General features: G+C 71.1%; 1 protein-coding gene. It reads right to left on the minus strand.

Annotation, left to right across the window (positions count from 1 at the left end; genetic code table 11):
• Nucleotides 1-3014 (minus strand): non-ribosomal peptide synthetase (locus AOK03_RS37385; RefSeq protein ID WP_157869186.1); only part of this gene is annotated, 3014 nt, incomplete at both ends.

The raw sequence follows: 3014 nt of genomic DNA on the forward strand, positions 1-3014 counted from the left end.
ATCCGCAGCACCAACGGCAAGTTGTACGCCGACGCAGCCCCCGGAACCGTCTCCTCCAACCGATTCAGGAACCACATCCGCTGCTGCGCGAACGACAACGGCACCACATCCGGACGCACCCCCGCCCGCAACACCGGCCGACCCTCCGCCGCACCACCCGCATCCGCACGCTCACCCACGCACCGCGCCAACCCCGCCACCGTCGGCGCCCCGAACAACTCCCCGATCCCCACCTCCACATCCAGCACCGCACGCACCCGCGCCACCAACCGCATCCCCGACAGCGAATCCCCGCCCAGATCGAAGAAACCGTCCTCGATCCCGATCCACTCCAGTCCGAGGACCTCCGCGAACAGGCCGCACAGGATCTCTTCGGTCTGTGTCCGCGGTTCGCGCCGGGTCACGCGGGCGGCGAAGTCGGGTGCCGGGAGGGCCGCCCGGTCGAGCTTGCCGTTGACGGTCAGCGGCAGCGCGTCCAGGACCAGCACGGCCGCCGGGACCATGTACTCGGGCAGAACCCCGGCCACGTACTCACGGAGCCCCTGCGGGTCGACGTCCCCCTGCCTCAGCTGCCGCTCGTCCGGCACGACATACCCGACCAGCCTCCGGTCACTGCCCGGGCCGCCGTCCTGCCGGGCCACCACGACGGCCTGGCCGACCCCCTCGTGCCCGGCCAGCACCGCCTCCACCTCCCCAGGCTCCACCCGGAACCCCCGCACCTTCACCTGCTCATCCGCACGCCCCACGAACAGCAGCTCGCCCTCCGCCGTCCACCGGACCAGGTCCCCGGTCCGGTACATCCGCCGCCCACTCCCACCGAACGGGCACGCCACGAACCGCTCCGCCGACAGCCCCGGACGACCGAGGTATCCGCGCGCCAGGCCCGACCCGGCGATGTAAAGCTCGCCCACGACCCGCGGTGGGACGGGGCGCAGGAACTCGTCCAGTAAGTAGACCTGTACGTTCCCGAGCGGGCGGCCGATCGGCGGCGCCTCGTCGCCGGGCTCGATCCCCGCGCCCACGGGCCCTGCGGTGGCCATGACGGTGGCTTCGGTGGGCCCGTAGGTGTTCCACACCCGCGCCCGCGCCGACCACCGGCTCGCGAGGTCGGCGGTCAACAGCTCGGCGCCGAGCACCCAGTTGCGTACGCCCGGAACCGCGGCCGGGTCCAGCACGCTCAACAACGACGGCACGACACTGGCCGTGCCCACCCCCACCGACTCGATCATCTCCACCAGCGCGGCAGGCTCCGCCCGCTCTCCAGCCGAAGCAACCGCCAGCGTGCCGCCGCCGGACAACGTCACCGCCACGTCCAGCACCGCCGCATCGAAACTGAACGACGCGAACTGCAGGACGGTGACGCCCACACCCACACCCAGCACCGGACGCATCGCCGCCGCCAGATTCGCCACGCCACCATGCGCAACAGCCACACCCTTGGGACGACCCGTCGAACCCGACGTATAAATCACATACGCCAGTTGATCCGGAGACAGCCGCACGCCGAGAGAAGCATCGGACTCCGCTCCCAGCGCCCGTCCGACATCCGCGTCATCCAGCAGCACCGCCCGCGCCCGGCCCACGGGCACGCCTTCCAGGCTCTCCTGCACGCCCAGCACGACGGCCGCCCCGCTGTCGGCCAGCACGTAGCCGAGACGGTCCGGCGGATACTCCGGGTCCAGCGGAACGAACGCACCGCCCGCCTTCCACACCGCCAACTCCGCGACCACCATGTCGACCCCACGTGGCAGACACAGCGCCACCCGGGACTCCGCGCCGACCCCGAGCCCGACCAAGTACCGCGCCAGCCGATTCGCCCGCGCCTCCGACTCCGAGTACGGCAAAGCCTCCTCACCACACCGCACCGCCACCACGTCGGGCGAGTTGTGCGCGTGCGCGGCGAACAGCTCGGGTATCGACACGTCCGGGACGACGCTTGCCGTGTCGTTCCAGCGCTGCACGATCTGCGTGCGCTCGGCGGGTGCCAGGACATCGATCCCGCTGAGCCGGAGGGTGGGGTCGGCGGCGACCTGTTCGAGGACGCGGGCGAGTCGGCCCGCCAGGGACAGGGCCGTGTCGTGGTCGAAGAGGTCGGTCGCGTAGAGGATCTCGCCGTCGAGGCCCGCCGGGGCCCCGCGCTCGTCACGGCGCTCGGTCAAGGTCACCGCGAGGTCGAAGCGGGCGGCCAACGCCGTCATCGACGCGGACCGGACCTCTGCGCCCCGGAGTCGCCACTGCGGTTCGGGCACGTGGTCCAGAGCGAGCATCACCTGGAAGAGCGGGTTGCGGGACACCGAGCGCGTCGGGTTGAGCTCCTCGACCAGGCGCTCGAAGGGAACGTCCTGATGCGCATACGCCGCCAGGTCCGCGGCCCGCACCCGCTCAAGCAACTCCGCGAACGTCGGATCCCCACCCACATCCGCCCGCAACACCAACGTATTGACGAAGAACCCCGCCAGCTCCTCCAGCGCCGCATCCTCACGCCCCGCCGTCGGCGTACCGACCGCGATGTCGTCCCCCGCACCCAACCGCGACAACAACACAGCCACCGCCGCATGCACGACCATGAACATCGTCGCCCGGCCCTGCCCCGCCACCTCCACCAAACGGGCGTGCGTTCCCGCATCCGCCGCCACCGGCACCAACCGCCCCCGGAACGACGGCACCGCAGGGCGGGCCCGGTCCACCGGCAGCACCAACTCCTGAGGCAACGCCTCCAAAGCATCCCGCCAATACGCGAGCTGACCACTCAGCACACTCGCCGGGTCATCCAGCTCCCCCAGCACCTCCCGCTGCCACAACGCGAAATCCGCATACTGCACCCGCAACGCACCCCAGCCCGGCACCCGCCCCTCACACCGAGCCCCGTACGCCACCTCCAAATCCCGCGCCAACACCCCCATCGACCAGCCATCCACCGCCACGTGATGCGCCACCACCGACAACACCCACTCACCCACACCCACACCCACACCCACCAGGCACACCCGCCACGGCAGATCGACCCGCAGGTC

The organism is Streptomyces atriruber (genome assembly GCF_001418325.1).
GTDB lineage: Bacteria > Actinomycetota > Actinomycetes > Streptomycetales > Streptomycetaceae > Streptomyces > Streptomyces atriruber.